The 15,307-nt window shown below is 47.7% G+C and carries 15 protein-coding genes; all 15 read left to right on the top strand.

The window, feature by feature from the left end; translation table 11 throughout:
* Positions 1-50: 50 nt before the first annotated feature.
* Entirely contained in the window at positions 51-1,148 is a 1,098-nt protein-coding gene (gene nusA / locus WG8_RS10145; RefSeq protein ID WP_007430066.1) for a transcription termination factor NusA, read from the top strand.
* A gap of 24 nt (positions 1,149-1,172) precedes the next feature.
* Positions 1,173-1,481, top strand: coding sequence for an RNase P modulator RnpM (rnpM, locus tag WG8_RS10150; RefSeq protein ID WP_007430067.1), 309 nt, complete (start codon positions 1,173-1,175; stop codon positions 1,479-1,481).
* Positions 1,474-1,797: a L7Ae/L30e/S12e/Gadd45 family ribosomal protein gene (locus WG8_RS10155; protein ID WP_007430068.1), complete on the top strand. Its 324-nt coding sequence runs from the start codon at positions 1,474-1,476 to the stop codon at positions 1,795-1,797. Before rnpM ends, WG8_RS10155 begins: the two co-directional genes overlap by 8 nt.
* Complete coding sequence (gene infB, locus WG8_RS10160) at positions 1,790-4,366, top strand: translation initiation factor IF-2 (protein WP_007430069.1); 2,577 nt, start codon at positions 1,790-1,792, stop codon at positions 4,364-4,366. Before WG8_RS10155 ends, infB begins: the two co-directional genes overlap by 8 nt.
* A 20-nt stretch (positions 4,367-4,386) precedes the next feature.
* The gene (gene rbfA, locus WG8_RS10165) at positions 4,387-4,737 is read left to right on the top strand and encodes a 30S ribosome-binding factor RbfA (RefSeq protein ID WP_007430070.1); all 351 of its coding nucleotides are present in this window, start codon (positions 4,387-4,389) and stop codon (positions 4,735-4,737) included.
* Between the two features lie 51 nt (positions 4,738-4,788).
* Positions 4,789-5,766, top strand: coding sequence for a DHH family phosphoesterase (locus tag WG8_RS10170; protein ID WP_007430071.1), 978 nt, complete (start codon positions 4,789-4,791; stop codon positions 5,764-5,766).
* A complete protein-coding gene (gene truB / locus WG8_RS10175; protein WP_007430072.1) occupies positions 5,763-6,701 on the top strand; it encodes a tRNA pseudouridine(55) synthase TruB in 939 nt (312 codons plus the stop codon). Before WG8_RS10170 ends, truB begins: the two co-directional genes overlap by 4 nt.
* A 169-nt stretch (positions 6,702-6,870) precedes the next feature.
* Complete coding sequence (locus WG8_RS10180) at positions 6,871-7,809, top strand: bifunctional riboflavin kinase/FAD synthetase (protein WP_007430073.1); 939 nt, start codon at positions 6,871-6,873, stop codon at positions 7,807-7,809.
* Between the two features lie 132 nt (positions 7,810-7,941).
* A complete protein-coding gene (gene rpsO, locus WG8_RS10185; RefSeq protein WP_007430074.1) occupies positions 7,942-8,211 on the top strand; it encodes a 30S ribosomal protein S15 in 270 nt (89 codons plus the stop codon).
* Between the two features lie 232 nt (positions 8,212-8,443).
* Entirely contained in the window at positions 8,444-10,546 is a 2,103-nt protein-coding gene (gene pnp, locus WG8_RS10190) for a polyribonucleotide nucleotidyltransferase (protein ID WP_007430075.1), read from the top strand.
* Positions 10,547-10,773: 227 nt separating this feature from the next.
* Positions 10,774-11,778 (top strand): polysaccharide deacetylase family protein, encoded by a 1,005-nt coding sequence (locus WG8_RS10195; RefSeq protein WP_007430076.1) that lies wholly within the window; start codon positions 10,774-10,776, stop codon positions 11,776-11,778.
* Positions 11,779-11,844: 66 nt separating this feature from the next.
* Entirely contained in the window at positions 11,845-13,104 is a 1,260-nt protein-coding gene (locus WG8_RS10200) for a M16 family metallopeptidase (RefSeq protein WP_007430077.1), read from the top strand.
* Positions 13,088-13,534, top strand: coding sequence for a dUTP diphosphatase (gene dut / locus WG8_RS10205; RefSeq protein WP_007430078.1), 447 nt, complete (start codon positions 13,088-13,090; stop codon positions 13,532-13,534). Before WG8_RS10200 ends, dut begins: the two co-directional genes overlap by 17 nt.
* Positions 13,535-13,789: 255 nt before the next feature.
* The gene (gene dpsA / locus WG8_RS10210) at positions 13,790-14,689 is read left to right on the top strand and encodes a dipicolinate synthase subunit DpsA (protein ID WP_007430079.1); all 900 of its coding nucleotides are present in this window, start codon (positions 13,790-13,792) and stop codon (positions 14,687-14,689) included.
* Entirely contained in the window at positions 14,686-15,279 is a 594-nt protein-coding gene (locus WG8_RS10215; protein ID WP_007430080.1) for a dipicolinate synthase subunit B, read from the top strand. The genes dpsA and WG8_RS10215 overlap by 4 nt, the downstream gene beginning before the upstream one ends.
* Positions 15,280-15,307 lie beyond the last annotated feature (28 nt).

Below are 15,307 nucleotides of genomic sequence, written 5' to 3' on the forward strand. Positions count from 1 at the left end.
GTGCTGACCAGGACACAGGTGCCATCATTTGAAAGGGGGAGCAGTAATCCATGAGTATGGATTTTATTGAAGCAATGAACGAGTTGGAAAGAGAAAAGGGGATCAGCAAGGATGTGCTGTTTGAGGCCATTGAAGCAGCCTTGATTTCCAGCTACAAACGGAATTTCAACACTGCACAGAATGTGCGTGTTGATATGAACCGCAACTCGGGAGTCATTAAGGTATATGCGCGCAAGCTGATTGTTGAGGAGGTATTGGACCCTCGCACCGAGATTTCGTTGCCGGCAGCTCGTGAAATTAATCCGCATTTTCAGTTGGAGGATATTGCTGAAATTGAAGTTACACCACGTGATTTTGGACGGATTGCTGCACAAACGGCGAAGCAGGTCGTGACCCAGCGTATCCGCGAAGCGGAACGAGGCTTGATCTACAACAAGTTTGTGGACAAGGAAGAAGATATTGTAACAGGAACTGTACAGCGCCAAGACCCGCGCAATATTTATATTGATTTGGGCAAGGTAGAAGCGGTTCTGCCGTTGAGCGAGCTGATGCCGAATGAGAAATTCAACCATCTGGATCGGATTAAGGCTTATATTACCAAGGTGGAGAACACAACTAAAGGGCCGCAAATTATGCTGTCCCGCTCACATCCCGGTCTGCTTAAGCGTTTGTTTGAACTCGAAGTGCCTGAAATTTTTGACGGTGTGGTAGAGATTCGTTCTGTAGCGCGTGAAGCAGGCTTCCGTTCTAAAATCGCGGTTCATTCCCGCAATGAAGAGGTTGATCCGGTAGGCTCCTGTGTAGGACCTAGAGGAACACGGGTACAAACCATTGTGAATGAGCTGCGTGGCGAAAAAATCGACATCGTGCGCTATTCCGATAACGTTGACGAATACGTTGCTAATGCGTTAAGCCCTTCTAAAGTACTTGAGGTACAGGTTTTTGAAGAAGAAAAGATGGCGCGCGTCATTGTACCGGATTATCAGCTTTCTCTGGCTATTGGCATTAAAGGGCAGAATGCTCGTCTTGCTGCTAAGCTTACTGGCTGGAAAATTGATATTAAGAGTGAGACACAGGCGGAGGAAGAGCTTGGCAGACCAAGAACATCCACCGATGAAATGCATCAGGATTCCGTTTCTGTAGATTAAGCGGAGTGTAGGGGGGGTTAATGCATGAAACAGAGAAAGATACCTTTGCGCAAATGTGTGGCCTGTCATGAAATGATGCCAAAGAAGCAGTTGATCCGTGTCGTTAAAACCCCTGAAGACGAAGTGCTGATTGACTTGACCGGTAAAAAGTCAGGGCGCGGTGCTTACTTGTGCGGCAAAGCCGCCTGCTTCAAGCTGGCTCAAAAAAGCAAGGCACTGGATCGAGCATTGAAGCACTCGGTTCATCCTGACATCTATGAGCAGCTAAGTCGTGATTTTGCTGCCGTCGAGGAAGAATTCCTGGCGGCACAAGGCAGCGTGCAGGATGAATAAGGCGCTGTCTGGATTGGGTCTTGCCATGAGAGCTGGCAAGCTGCTAACAGGTGATGAGATCGTTTATAAAGCGATCAGGTCTTCAGAAGCCAAGCTGGTCATTCTTGCAAAAGATGCTTCAATGAATACTCAAAAGAAATTCCGCGACAAATGCGGGACGTACAAAATCCCCTTATTGATAGGATTTGACCGGGAAAGCTTGGGAAGCAGTATCGGCAAACCTGAACGGGTTGTGCTGGCTGTGACGGATCAAGGATTCGCGAAATTGATCATGAAACATGCGGGGATAATGTCGGAGGTGGAGTATATTGAGTAAACAAGAAAGCAAAGACAAAGTGCGGGTATACGAATACGCCAAATCGTTGAACATGAGCAGCAAAGAAATTATCACCATTCTTAAACGGCTGGATATTCCCGTAAACAACCATATGAGCGTCATGGAACATGATGCCGTAGGCAAAGTGGAAAATTTTTTTAAGAATATCAAATCCAATGCTGCGGCCAAGCAAGGTGGAGCAGACACGGCGCAAGTAAGCTCGAATCAGGCTGGTTCAAGCCAGAACGGTTCAAGTCGGACTGGTTCAAGTCAGACCGGTTCAAATCAGAACAGTAATCATTCAACTGAGCAAACCAAAAATCAACAGGAAAAGCAGGTAAGTATGAATAGGACAAATAACAACCAAAACAGTAGTCGAAGCAGCGCTCCAAAAGCGCAAGGTAGTCAGCAGGGCGGTCAAAACCGCAGTCAGCAAAGTGCGAATAAACCAAGTGGCCAGCAGGGCAGCCAGAATCGCAGTAATGGTCAACAACAAGGGGGACAACAGCGTTCCGCTAGCAACACAGGCACGCGTTCTCAAGGGAGTAGTCAAGGTGGGACGGCAGTAAGAACATCTTCATCTACGGGAAGCGGCAATGCCAACCGTAATGGTGGTGGCAATCGTACAGGCAGTAACTTCAGTAACGGAAATAACCGTTCCGGTCAAAGTCGTTTCGACGATAACCGTCAAGGCGGAGGACGCGGTGGTAACGGCGGTGGCCGTGGTGGCAATAACCGCGGTGGTAACAATCGTGGCGGGAAATTTAACAACCGTGGTAAAGGACAACCGCAGGAGCGCCGTGAGAAAATCGACAACACGCCTAAGAAAATTATTGTACGTGGCGAGATGACCGTAGGCGAAACAGCGAAGCTGCTTCACAAGGATGCGTCAGAAGTTATCAAAAAGCTGATTATGCTCGGAACAATGGCGACAATCAATCAGGAACTGGATATGGATACCATTCTTTTACTGGCTGGTGACTTTGGCGTTGAGGTAGAAGTGAAAATTCCGGTCGAGGAAGATCGTTTTGAAACGGTGGAAGAAAATGATGATCCAGCGGATTTGAAAACACGTCCACCAGTTGTAACAATTATGGGTCACGTCGATCATGGTAAAACCACTTTGCTGGATGCTATTCGCTCCACGAATGTAACGGGTGGCGAAGCCGGTGGTATTACACAGCATATCGGTGCATACCAGGTTGAAATCAACGGTAAAAAAATCACTTTCTTGGATACACCGGGTCACGAGGCCTTTACTGCAATGCGTGCTCGTGGTGCTCAAGTTACAGATATGACGATTATCGTGGTTGCAGCTGACGACGGTGTTATGCCACAGACGGTCGAAGCCATCAACCATGCGAAAGCGGCAGGTTTGCCTATTATCGTGGCTGTGAACAAGATTGACAAACCGGATGCGAACCCGGATAAAGTGAAGCAGGAACTGACTGAATATGAGTTGGTACCTGAAGAGTGGGGCGGAGATACCATTTTCGTCAACGTCTCAGCGAAACAAAGAATGGGTCTGGAAGATCTGCTCGAAATGATTCTGCTGGTAGCTGAAGTGAATGAATACAAAGCGAACCCGGACAAACGGGCACGCGGTACTATCATTGAGGCTGAGTTGGATAAGGGCCGCGGTTCTGTAGCTCGTGTGCTTGTGCAGAACGGTACTCTGAAAGTCGGGGATGCCTTCGTAGCGGGGAACTGCTTCGGGCGCGTACGTGCCATGGTCAACGATAAAGGTCGTCGTCTCAAGGAAGCTGGGCCTTCCACACCAGTTGAAATTACTGGTTTGACAGAAGTTCCACTCGCTGGCGATCCGTTCATGGTGTTTGAGGATGAGCGCAAAGCCCGTGCTATCGCGGATAAACGTGCGATCACGCAGCGTCAGTCCGATCTCGGCAGCAACACCCGCGTAACGCTGGATGATCTGTTCCAACATATCAAGGATGGTGAGATGAAGGATCTGAACGTCATTATCAAAGGTGATGTACAAGGTTCTGTCGAAGCGCTGAAAGGCTCCTTGAACAAGATTGAAGTTGAAGGTGTACGCGTCAAAATTCTTCACAGTGGTGCAGGTGCAATCACCGAATCCGATATTATTTTGGCTGCGGCTTCCAATGCCATTGTCATTGGCTTTAACGTTCGTCCTGATAATCAGGCGAAATCTACAGCGGAAGCTGAAAAAGTGGACATTCGTCTGCATCGCGTCATTTACAATGTCATTGAAGAAATCGAGCAGGCTATGAAAGGCATGCTGGACCCTGAATATAAGGAAAATGTGATCGGACACGCTGAAGTTCGTAACGTATTCAAAGTTACTAAAGTCGGTACGATCGCTGGTTGTATGGTGACATCCGGTAAAATTACCCGTTCAGCAGAAGCACGCCTGATTCGTGATGGCATCGTCATTTTTGAAGGTAAAATCGACTCACTGAAACGCTTTAAGGACGACGCAAAAGAAGTTGCCCAAGGTTATGAATGTGGTATCACCCTTGATGGCTATAATGATGTTAAGGAATCCGACATTATTGAAGCGTTCGTCATGGAAACAGTGGAGCGCTAACGGCAGAGAGGTGAGCATCCATGGCTAAAATACGTACAGGTCGAGTTGGCGAGCAGATCAAGAAGGAGCTAAGCCTACTCATACAAACCGAATTAAAGGACCCTCGTATCGGTTTTATTACGGTGACGGGTGTCGATGTCACAAACGATTTGTCCCAAGCGAAAGTATACTTGAGCGTACTTGGGGATGACGAACAAAAGACTTCTTCCCTGAAGGCGTTGGACAAAGCGAACGGTTATCTTCGTTCTGAGCTTGGCAAACGGATACGGCTCCGCCATATTCCTGAGCTGATTTTCAAAATTGACGAATCTATTGCTTACGGCAGCCGAATTGAAAAGCTGTTGAGTGATATCGACAAGGACGAAAAATAGGAAATCCTCTTGATCCGAAGAAACCATGAACTGAATGTAAAGGAGACGGCAATGCATACCTATGAACAGGCGCTTCAACAAGCGAAGGAATTTATTCTGGAGCATGATGATTACCTGATCGTATCGCATGTACAGCCGGACGGAGACGCAGTCAGCTCCACCGTAACGGTGGGCTGGCTTCTCTCATGTCTGGGGAAGAAATTTACCATGCTGAACGAGGGAGCTATTCCCAAACGCATGGATTTTTTATGGCATGCCGATGAGATTATGGATATGAGCCAGCAACCGCCAGAACGGAAATACAACCGGATTATTTGCGTGGATTGTGCAGACTACCGTCGTGTTGGTCTGACAGAACAGTTTTTTGCGGAAGATGCCGTTATCCTGAATATTGATCATCATCCAACGAATGATGCGTATGGTACGGTGAATGTAATTAAGCCGGATGCAGCGGCAACAGCGGAGATTCTTTTTGATTTACTGGAAATATTTGCAGTGAAGTGGGACGTTGAAGTAGCGACTTCTGTGTATACAGGACTGCTTACGGATACAGGGGGGTTCCGGTATTCCAACACTTCGCCAAAGGTGATGTCTATTGTGTCTCAGTTGCTCACTTACGGTGTAGACGGTCCATCTTTGTCTGAGAATTTGCTGGAAGAAATGACATTTCCGCAGATGAAGGTGCTGACCAAGGCATTGCAGACGCTCACGATGTCGGAGGATGGTAAAGTCGCCTGGGTGGTTGTTACACCTGAAGATATGGAGGAGTGCGGAGCTGTTAACGAGGACTTGGAAGGGATTGTTAACTATCCAAGAAATATTCGTGGCGTTGAAGTAGGCATTTTCTTTAAAGTCATCAATGAACAAGCGGTTAAAGCCAGCATGAGATCAGCAGGCCGTGTTAACGTAGCTGCGTTAGCCCATTCGTTTGGGGGCGGAGGACATGTTCGTGCTGCGGGCTGCCGGCTGGAAGGTACACTGGAGGATATTATTGAGACGGTTGTAGGGCGGGTGAAGGACGAGCTATGAACCCAATGAAGAAGGAACAGGCAAGTTGGGAAGGCATTTTGCCCGTCCTTAAACCCGCTGGATTTACCTCTCATGATGTGGTGGCAAAGGCTCGCCGTCTACTGGGGATGAAACGGATTGGACACACCGGAACGCTTGATCCGCAGGTAACCGGTGTGCTGCCCTTGTGTCTGGGGCGGGCTACCCGAGTCGTTGAATACATGCAGGAGCGGCCCAAGGAGTATCAGGCCACGCTGAGATTAGGCATAGCGACCGATACCGAAGATCTTACAGGGACCGTTACTGAAGAAAGTGAACGCCCAGTAGAGGTGACGGAAGTAGAAGCCAAAGCGACGCTGGAGCGATTTGTTGGTACGATCTCTCAGGTGCCGCCGATGTATTCTGCGCTCAAAGTGAATGGCAAACGTCTATATGAACTGGCCAGGGAAGGAAAAACCGTGGAGCGCAAAAGCCGCGAAGTAGACATTTACGAGCTGGAGATGACAGGATTCGAGCAGACAGGATCGTATGTGGATATTTCCTTCCGTGCCCTATGCTCCAAAGGGACATATATCCGTACACTATGTGTTGATATTGGCCGTGCGTTGGGATACCCTTCGACGATGGTCAAGCTGGAGCGAACCATGTCTGCGGGAATATCCGCGGAACGTTGCCTGACGTTCGATGAGATAGAGCGCTGCGTAGCGGATGGCAGTTTGGGTGAGCGGCTCATTGCAACCGATCAGGCGATTGACTATATGCCTGAGCATACGGTGGCCGAAGCAAAGGCAGCCGCAGCTTTGCAAGGTCAACGTTTGTCGCTGAATATGATTTCACCACCTGTGACCGACAGCCAGCCCTTTCGTTTGTATAAAGAGGATCAAACGTTTTTAGGCATATATGGACGAGATGAATCAGGTGCGATCGCTCCAATTAAAGTTTTTTTAAGATTATAGAATTTATAAATTTTCAGCGGAGCTGAACAATTCTATAATCGCAAGAAAAACTTCCGATAGGCGCAGTCTGGCTGCTGTGAAAGTACGTCGATAGACGTTTTTCTTACCTTGAATTGTGCTATAATTTTGACGAAGTTAGTCAAATGATGTGAAATGCAGGTGAATGAATATGATTACCGTTTCATTATCTTATCCATTGAGTGATGAGCTTTTACAGCAATGGGGGCGTCCACAGGTCACGGCGATTGGTCAGTTCGACGGTCTTCATCTGGGACACGCAAGCGTCATACACCAAGCCGTTTCGCTGGCTCGGGAACAGAAAGTGTCGGCATCTGTCATGACTTTTCATCCTCACCCGAAGGAAGTCATGAAAAAAGGTGACTATGAAGGTTATCTAACACCGCTTGCGGACAAGCAGGCTATTTTGGCCGACATGGGTGTGGATATTCTTTATATTATGAGCTTTAACGAAGATTTTTCCAAGGTCAGCCCTGAGGCGTTCATGACAGATGTACTGCTTCCATTGCAAATCCAAACGGCAGTAGTGGGCTTTGATTTTCGGTTTGGCTACCGAGGTGCGGGGCATGAGGATACGCTTCGCAAGCTTGGTGGAGAGCAGATGGCTGTTCACACCGTACCCCCGTTTGAGCTGGATGGGGAAAAGGTGAGCAGTTCTGATATCCGCCGTGCTTTGCAGACCGGGGATCTGACCCAAGCGTCTCGCTGGTTGGGACGTCCTTACCGTATACGGGGGACTGTAATGGATGGAGAGAAGCGGGGGCGCACGATCGGATTTCCGACCGCTAATCTCAAACTGGATGATACCTACGTAATTCCGGTCAAGGGTGTATATGCTGTACGAGCACTCGTAGGCAATCATTGGATAAGCGGTGTCATGAATGTAGGAGTTAAGCCTACCTTTCATGAAGGCGTACTGAATCCGTCGTTTGAGGTGCATCTGTTTGATTTTAATCAGCAGATTTATGGGGAGTCTGTGGTGGTTGAGCTTCATCATTACATCCGTCCTGAACGTAAATTCTCTTCCGTAGACGAGCTGATCAGTCAAATTGGCAATGACGCACAGACGGCTAAAAAGCTGTTGGGCTAAATTATTTACATAAGACAGGCGCTGTGTTATACTGACTTATGTTGTGTAAACAACGATGAACCTTAGCTTGGTTGTCCGCTTTCACCGGCGGCTACGAGGCTAGTGGCGATTATAATGAAGGAGGTGAACAGGATGGCATTGACTCAAGAGCGTAAACAGCAATTGATCGAGGAGTACAAAACTCATGAATCCGATACAGGATCACCTGAGGTACAAATCGCTATCCTTACTGAAAACATCGTCAACTTGCAAAGTCACTTTCGTTCGCACAAGAAAGACCATCACTCCCGCCGCGGGTTGTTGAAAATGGTCGGTCAGCGTCGTAAACTTTTGGCTTACCTGAAGAAGACTGATGTTAAACGTTACAGTGCGTTGATCGAGCGTCTCGGACTGCGTCGTTAATTTTCAGACATGTAATGTGAAAAGAAGCCTGGTTGTTCACCGCTTGTCCCTGCTAAGGCGACGGCGGACAGCAGCCGGGTTCTTTTTTGAAATGGGAATCTTTTTTGGAAAGCAGAATCTTTTTTTGAAATTACATATCGTATTTGAATGTGAATTTCTTATGAATAAGACCTGCGCAGGAAATACTGGATATGTATAGAACTTTTACAATGAAATGAAATGGAGGGATACCATGGAGCAACGTGTAGAAATGCAGCTCGGCGGAAGAAAGCTGGTGCTGGAAACAGGACGTCTTGCGAAACAGGCTAATGCGGCAGTTAAAGTAAGCTACGGAGAAACAGTTGTGCTTTGTACCGTGACTGCTTCCCGTGAACCAAAAGATCTGGACTTTTTTCCGCTGACCGTGAACTATGAGGAAAGATTGTATGCTGTCGGGAAAATTCCAGGTGGATTTATTAAACGTGAAGGACGCCCAAGTCAAAAAGCGATTTTGTCTAGCCGTTTGACAGACCGTCCAATTCGCCCATTGTTCCCGGAAGGCTTCCGGAATGATGTACAGGTGTTGAACTTGGTGATGAGTGTTGATCAGGATTGCGAACCGGAAATTGCAGCGATGATCGGAACCTCGGCGGCACTTAGCATTTCGGATGTGCCTTTTAACGGGCCGATTGGTGGAGTTGCTGTAGGCCGTGTCAACGGACAATTCGTGATTAACCCGGACATTGCGCAGCAGAAAACCAGCGATTTGTACCTGGTTGTAGCCGGAACGAAAGATGCCATCATGATGGTAGAAGCGGAAGGCGACGAAATTCCAGAGGAAGTCATGCTGGAAGCGATTATGTTCGGTCATGACGAGATTAAGAACATTGTGGCAGTCATTGAACAATTGGTTCAAGTGGCAGGTAAAGAGAAAATGCAGGTTAAGCTGCATGCTGTTGATGACAAAGTGAACAGTGAAGTACGTGCTTATGCAGCTGACCGTTTGGTGGAAGCTGTAAAAGTTGCAGAAAAACATGCCCGTCAAGAGGCGATTGATGCAATCAACGAAGAGACAGTTGCCCACTTTGAAGCGCAATACATAGAGACGCCTGAGCTTTTGAAAGACGTGAGCGAAGTTCTCTATGATATCGTTAAAGAGGAAGTTCGTCGTCTGATTACGCATGATAAAGTGCGTCCTGACGGTCGAAAACTTGATGAAATTCGTCCGATCGAAAGCGACACGAGCATTTTGCCGCGTACGCATGGCTCGGGCTTGTTTACACGCGGTCAAACGCAAGCGCTCAGCGTTTGTACACTTGGCGCATTGGGTGACGTACAAATTCTGGACGGTATTGATCTGGAAGAAACGAAGCGCTTCATGCATCATTACAATTTCCCTCCATTCAGCGTAGGTGAGGCTCGTCCTTTGCGTGCACCGGGTCGACGTGAAATTGGACATGGTGCTCTTGGTGAGCGTGCACTTTCCAAAGTAATTCCTTCCGAAACTGAATTTCCATATACCATCCGTCTGGTTTCCGAGGTTCTGGAATCGAACGGTTCAACCTCCCAGGCTAGTATTTGCGCAAGCACGCTCGCTATGATGGATGCAGGTGTACCGATCAAGGCTCCGGTTGCAGGTGTAGCTATGGGATTGATCAAGGACGGAGATCATGTTTCCGTGCTGACGGATATCCAAGGCATGGAAGACCATCTGGGCGATATGGACTTTAAAGTGGCTGGTACAGCAGAAGGTGTAACTGCCATCCAAATGGACATTAAAATTGACGGTATTGACCGTGAAATTTTGCAGGATGCGCTCAAGCAAGCTAGAGAAGGACGTTTGTTCATTCTTGGCAAGATGATGGAAGCCATCCAAAAGCCGCGTGAGCAGTTGTCTCCGTACGCTCCAAAAATTATGACGATGCATATTAATCCGGATAAAATCCGTGATGTTATTGGCGCAGGTGGTAAAATCATTAACAAAATCATCGAAGAAACCGGCGTGAAAATTGATATCGAGCAGGATGGTCGTGTGTTCATCGCTTCCACAAACCAAGAGATGAATGAAAAGGCACGCTCCATTATTGAAGGTATCGTTAAAGAAGTTGTGGTCGGTGAAATTTACATCGGCACAGTGAAGCGGATTGAAAAATTCGGTGCATTCGTCGAGATTTTACCGGGCAAGGACGGTCTGGTTCATATTTCTCAACTGTCTACTGAACGTGTAGCCAAAGTTGAGGATGTGGTTGCTATTGGAGATACGATTACGGTGAAAGTAACTGAAATCGATCAGCAAGGTCGTGTCAATTTGTCCCGTAAGGCGGTTCTGACGGCTGAAGCTCCTGCAAAGTCCTAGGTACTGGTACCGCGGACCACAGCAAGAGGAAGCCTATCCGTTTTACAGAACTCGGGATTTGAATAGCATGATTTAAGCTTTTGGAAAGAGGCAGAGCTACGTTTCTGGCTCTTTTTTCATACATACGCACAAGCTGTGCCGAACTGGGCTTCTAGAAGCTTACTGCGTCATAGTTCTTGTCCTCCCCGCATACAATGTGGACAAACGCGTGGGAGGATGAAGGGATCATGAGAAGGGCAAAGAGAGCAGTGTGGGTTGTAGCCAGTTTGGCCATCACGCTGATTATCGGGCAGTTTAGCGGCGTTCGTGAATACATTGGTCAATTACGTGACGGACAAGGCACAGGGGGTAACGAGCCAGAGGCTGTAACAACAATGGGAGTTGCAGCTTTACCTGATAATGCGCTTATGCAGCGACTACGTGCTGAAGCAGCCCGTCAGCGGCGGGAACCGGTTGATGCCAAGATCGACAGAGTATGGAAGGCTATCCCAGGCTATAACGGACTGGAGGTCGATCTGGATGCCACCTATCGCAAAGCGATTAAAGCTCCAGACCGCCCAATCCAGTATGTGTATCGTCAATTGGCACCCAAAGTACATTTGAATCAACTGGGTAATGTGCCGATCTACAAGGGGAATCCTGAGAAGCCGATGGTCTCCTTCATGATCAATGTGGCTTGGGGAAACGAGTATATCGTACCGATACTGAATACGCTGGATCAGGAAAAGGTCAAGGCTACGTTTTTTCTGGATGGAAGCTGGTTGAAAAAAAATCCTGAACTCGCCAAGGAGATTCAAAAAAGAGGACATGAGCTTTCGAATCATGCCTACTCTCACCCCGATATGAGTCGTCTAAGTCGGGAAAGGGCCACACAAGAAATACAGAAGACGGAAGTGCTTCTTCAAGAAATCTTGGGTGTGAAAAACAGCTGGTTTGCCCCGCCGTCAGGTGATTTTAATCAGCAAACCGTTGATCTGGCCGCAGAACTTGGACTCAAAACCGTGCTGTGGACATTGGACACCGTAGACTGGAGGCATCCGTCGCCAGAATCGGTGGTTAACAAAATCAGCAGTCAGGTTGAATCAGGCTCCCTGATATTAATGCACCCTACGGATTCCTCAGCGGCGGCTCTCAAAGGCATGATTCATGCCATTCGGAGTAAGGGACTCGTGCTCGGAACTGTCAGTCAGACGCTTTCCCCTGATCGGCAGCTACCTGCTCCGGTTGAGTGAACGTCCTTTTTCTGTTAGGATTGAACATTATGGCTAAGTATGCAATTCAGTTTAGGAGGGCCAATCGTGGAAAGAATTCAACTCAAAAACGGCCTAAGAGTGGTCATTGAAAAAATTCCAACCGTGCGTTCAGTTTCTTTTGGTATCTGGGTAAAAACCGGCTCCCGGAATGAAACATCGAACAATAGCGGTATTTCTCATTTTATTGAACACATGCTTTTCAAGGGAACAGAGCGCTTTAATGCCAAGGAAATTGCCGAGCAATTCGACGCTATCGGGGGAAATGTGAATGCGTTCACTTCCAAGGAATATACCTGCTATTATGCAAAAGTGCTGGATGAGCATCTGCCAATCGCGGTCGATGTGTTGTCTGATATGTTCTTTCATTCCAAATTGGATCGTGATGAACTAGCAAGAGAGAAAAATGTGATTCTTGAGGAAATCTCCATGTATGAGGACACACCGGATGATATGGTGCATGATCTTGTATCTCGGGCAGCTTATGGTGAACATCCACTGGCTTTTCCAATTCTCGGAACCGAAGGGCATCTGCTTGCTATGGATAGCTCACATCTCAGCCACTATATGAAGGAGCGTTATACCATTGATAATACAGTTATCAGTGTGGCTGGCAATGTGGACGATCGACTGATCGAATTGCTAGAGCAACATTTTGGACATTTTGACAATCATGGTACCGCTTCGCCGCTGACAGTGCCTGCGTTTAACGGTGAGCTGCTGTATCATGAGAAAGCGACGGAGCAAAATCACATTTGCTTGTCCCTGCCCGGATTTGCAACTGGCGACGAACTACAGTATGCTATGGTCTTGTTGAATAATGCGATCGGCGGCGGCATGAGCTCACGTTTGTTTCAAGAAATTCGGGAAAAGCGCGGACTGGCTTATTCGGTTTATTCCTATCATAGCTCTCATGCAGATAGCGGCTTGTTCACAATCTATGCAGGGACGGCCCCTAAGCAGACGAAGGACGTGCTGGATTTGACGCTGGAGCTGCTGCAGGATGTGGCTATCAACGGATTGGACGCTAATGACATTCATAAAGGCAAGGAGCAATTAAAAGGAAGCTTGATTTTAAGTCTTGAAGGTACAGGCAGCCGGATGAACCGTCTTGGAAAAAATGAGTTGATGCTGGGTCGGCATTATACGCTGGATCAAATGATCGAACATATTGAGCAAGTGACGGCTGATGATGTGAACAAGGTGCTGAATCGGATGTTCTCGGAGCCGTTTGCTCTGTCGATGGTCGGAGCAAGTGATTCAGCGGTTAAGGATATGAGGAGGGACTATTTTGTTAACTTACGTTGAAATTAACAGACTTGAGGGCAATGAAGATATTGAGTTGCCTCGTAAAATGTCAGAGCTTGCATCCGGGTTTGACCTGTATGCAGCGGTACAGGAGGAGCTGGTGCTGGAGCCGGGCAAACGTTGCCTTGTTCCAACCGGATTTGCAATAGCGATGCCAGCCGGACTGGAAGCACAAATCCGTCCACGTAGTGGACTGGCTCTCAAGCATGGTATTACCTGTCTCAACACACCGGGGACGATAGATGCGGATTATCGTGGGGAAATAAAGGTACTGCTTATTAATTTGGGCGAGGAACCGTTCACGATTACACGTAATGAGCGAATTGCGCAAATGGTATTTCAGGCTGTACCTGAGGTGGAATTGAAACAAGTAGACCAGTTGTCTGAGACAGTGCGTGGTGCTGGGGGCTTTGGTCATACAGGACGCTGAGTATATGGTTTATCTATAAATTTCCTTATTCATTTTTCATGGCTCGGCAGCACAACATGTAAACGAATTGATGCGTTTCGCTCTATATATCACCGAGTTGAAATCGCTCTTGGCATGTATTCAAATGGCCTGCTTATGAATATAAATACACATAAAGGCTGTCCCATAAAGGGGCAGCCTTTTTTGCTTTTCACCCCTTTCCGGGCGCATGCATAGAATAAAAACATGATCGTGTCTCGGAAAGGAGTGATCTGGATGCTAACAGGAATACGCATCCTTATTTTGGGTGGCGATGCAAGGCAGCTTGAAGTCATCCGCAAATGTGTGGACATGGATGCTACGGTCAGCGTGGTTGGTTTTGATAAGCTTGAAGCGCCACTCAAAGGAGTATCACTAGAGCCATTGTCTGTCAAGCTGCTGGAATCGTCAGACGCGCTGATTCTGCCGGTTGTGGGATGCGATGAGGAAGGGAACGTGACTGCACTTTTTGGAGCGCAAAAGCTCCAATTTTTGAATGAGCATGCTGCTGCTCTTCCACCGCATTGCGTTGTGTACACAGGAATGGCGAGGACATACTTAAAAGATATTTGTAACAGGCACGATTTGAAGCTAGTGGAGCTACTGGATAGAGATGATGTAGCCATATACAACTCCATACCTACGGCCGAAGGCGCATTGATGATGGCCATTCAGCATACAGATTTTACGATTCATGGTGCCGATTGCATGGTTTTGGGCATGGGGCGGACTGGATTTACCATGGCAAGGGTACTGCAGGGTTTGGGAGCCAAGGTGAAGGTTGGAGTACGGCGGGCAGAGGAAGCGGCGAGAGCGGTGGGAATGGGGTGGAGCCCTTTTATGACAAGGGATCTAGCGTGTGAGACACAGGGAGTTGACTTGATTTTTAATACGATACCCTCTATGATAATCACAGCGCAAATCCTGTCTAAGTTGCCACTGAGCACCGTGATTATTGATCTTGCCTCCGCCCCGGGCGGATGTGACTTCCGTTATGCGGAAAAACGTGGAATCACGGCTGTGCTTGCCCCCGGCCTTCCCGGTATTGTTGCTCCCAAAACTGCTGGTACCATTATAGCGAATACACTGGTGCAGTTGTTAATGGAAGATAATCCTGAGCGGGGGGATGCACAATGAGTTGGCAAGGGAAAACAGTAGGTTATGCCATTACAGGCTCACATTGCACATTTGAAGAGGTAATGCCTGTTATACAGCGCTTTGTTGATGAGGGTGCTAAGGTCATTCCCATTATATCCAATGCGGTACTAACAACGGATACTCGCTTTGGTACTTCGCAAAGTTGGCAAAAACAGTTGAAAGATATAACAGGGAATGATATCATTTCTACAATTGTGGAGGCTGAACCACTGGGACCCTCCCAAATGCTCGATGTGCTGGTGATTGCACCTTTGACGGGGAATTCGATGAGCAAGTTGGCGAATGCGATGACAGACAGTCCGGTTTTAATGGCTGCCAAGGCGCAATTACGCAATGGTCGTCCACTTCTTTTGGCCATATCTACCAATGATGGTCTGGGTCTGAATGCTGCCAATATCGCCAAGTTACTAGTAGCTAAAAACATCTTTTTTGTGCCGTTTGGACAGGACAATCCACTTAAAAAGCCAAACTCGCTTGTGGCTAACATGGAGCTGATTCCGGAGGCAGCTTACGAAGCAATGCAGGGCAAACAGCTTCAGCCGATGATTGTGGAACGCAAGACCCTATGAAGTACTATAGTTGACTGCTGAGCATCCC

Origin of the sequence: Paenibacillus sp. Aloe-11 (genome assembly GCF_000245715.1) — a bacterium.
GTDB lineage: Bacteria > Bacillota > Bacilli > Paenibacillales > Paenibacillaceae > Paenibacillus > Paenibacillus kribbensis.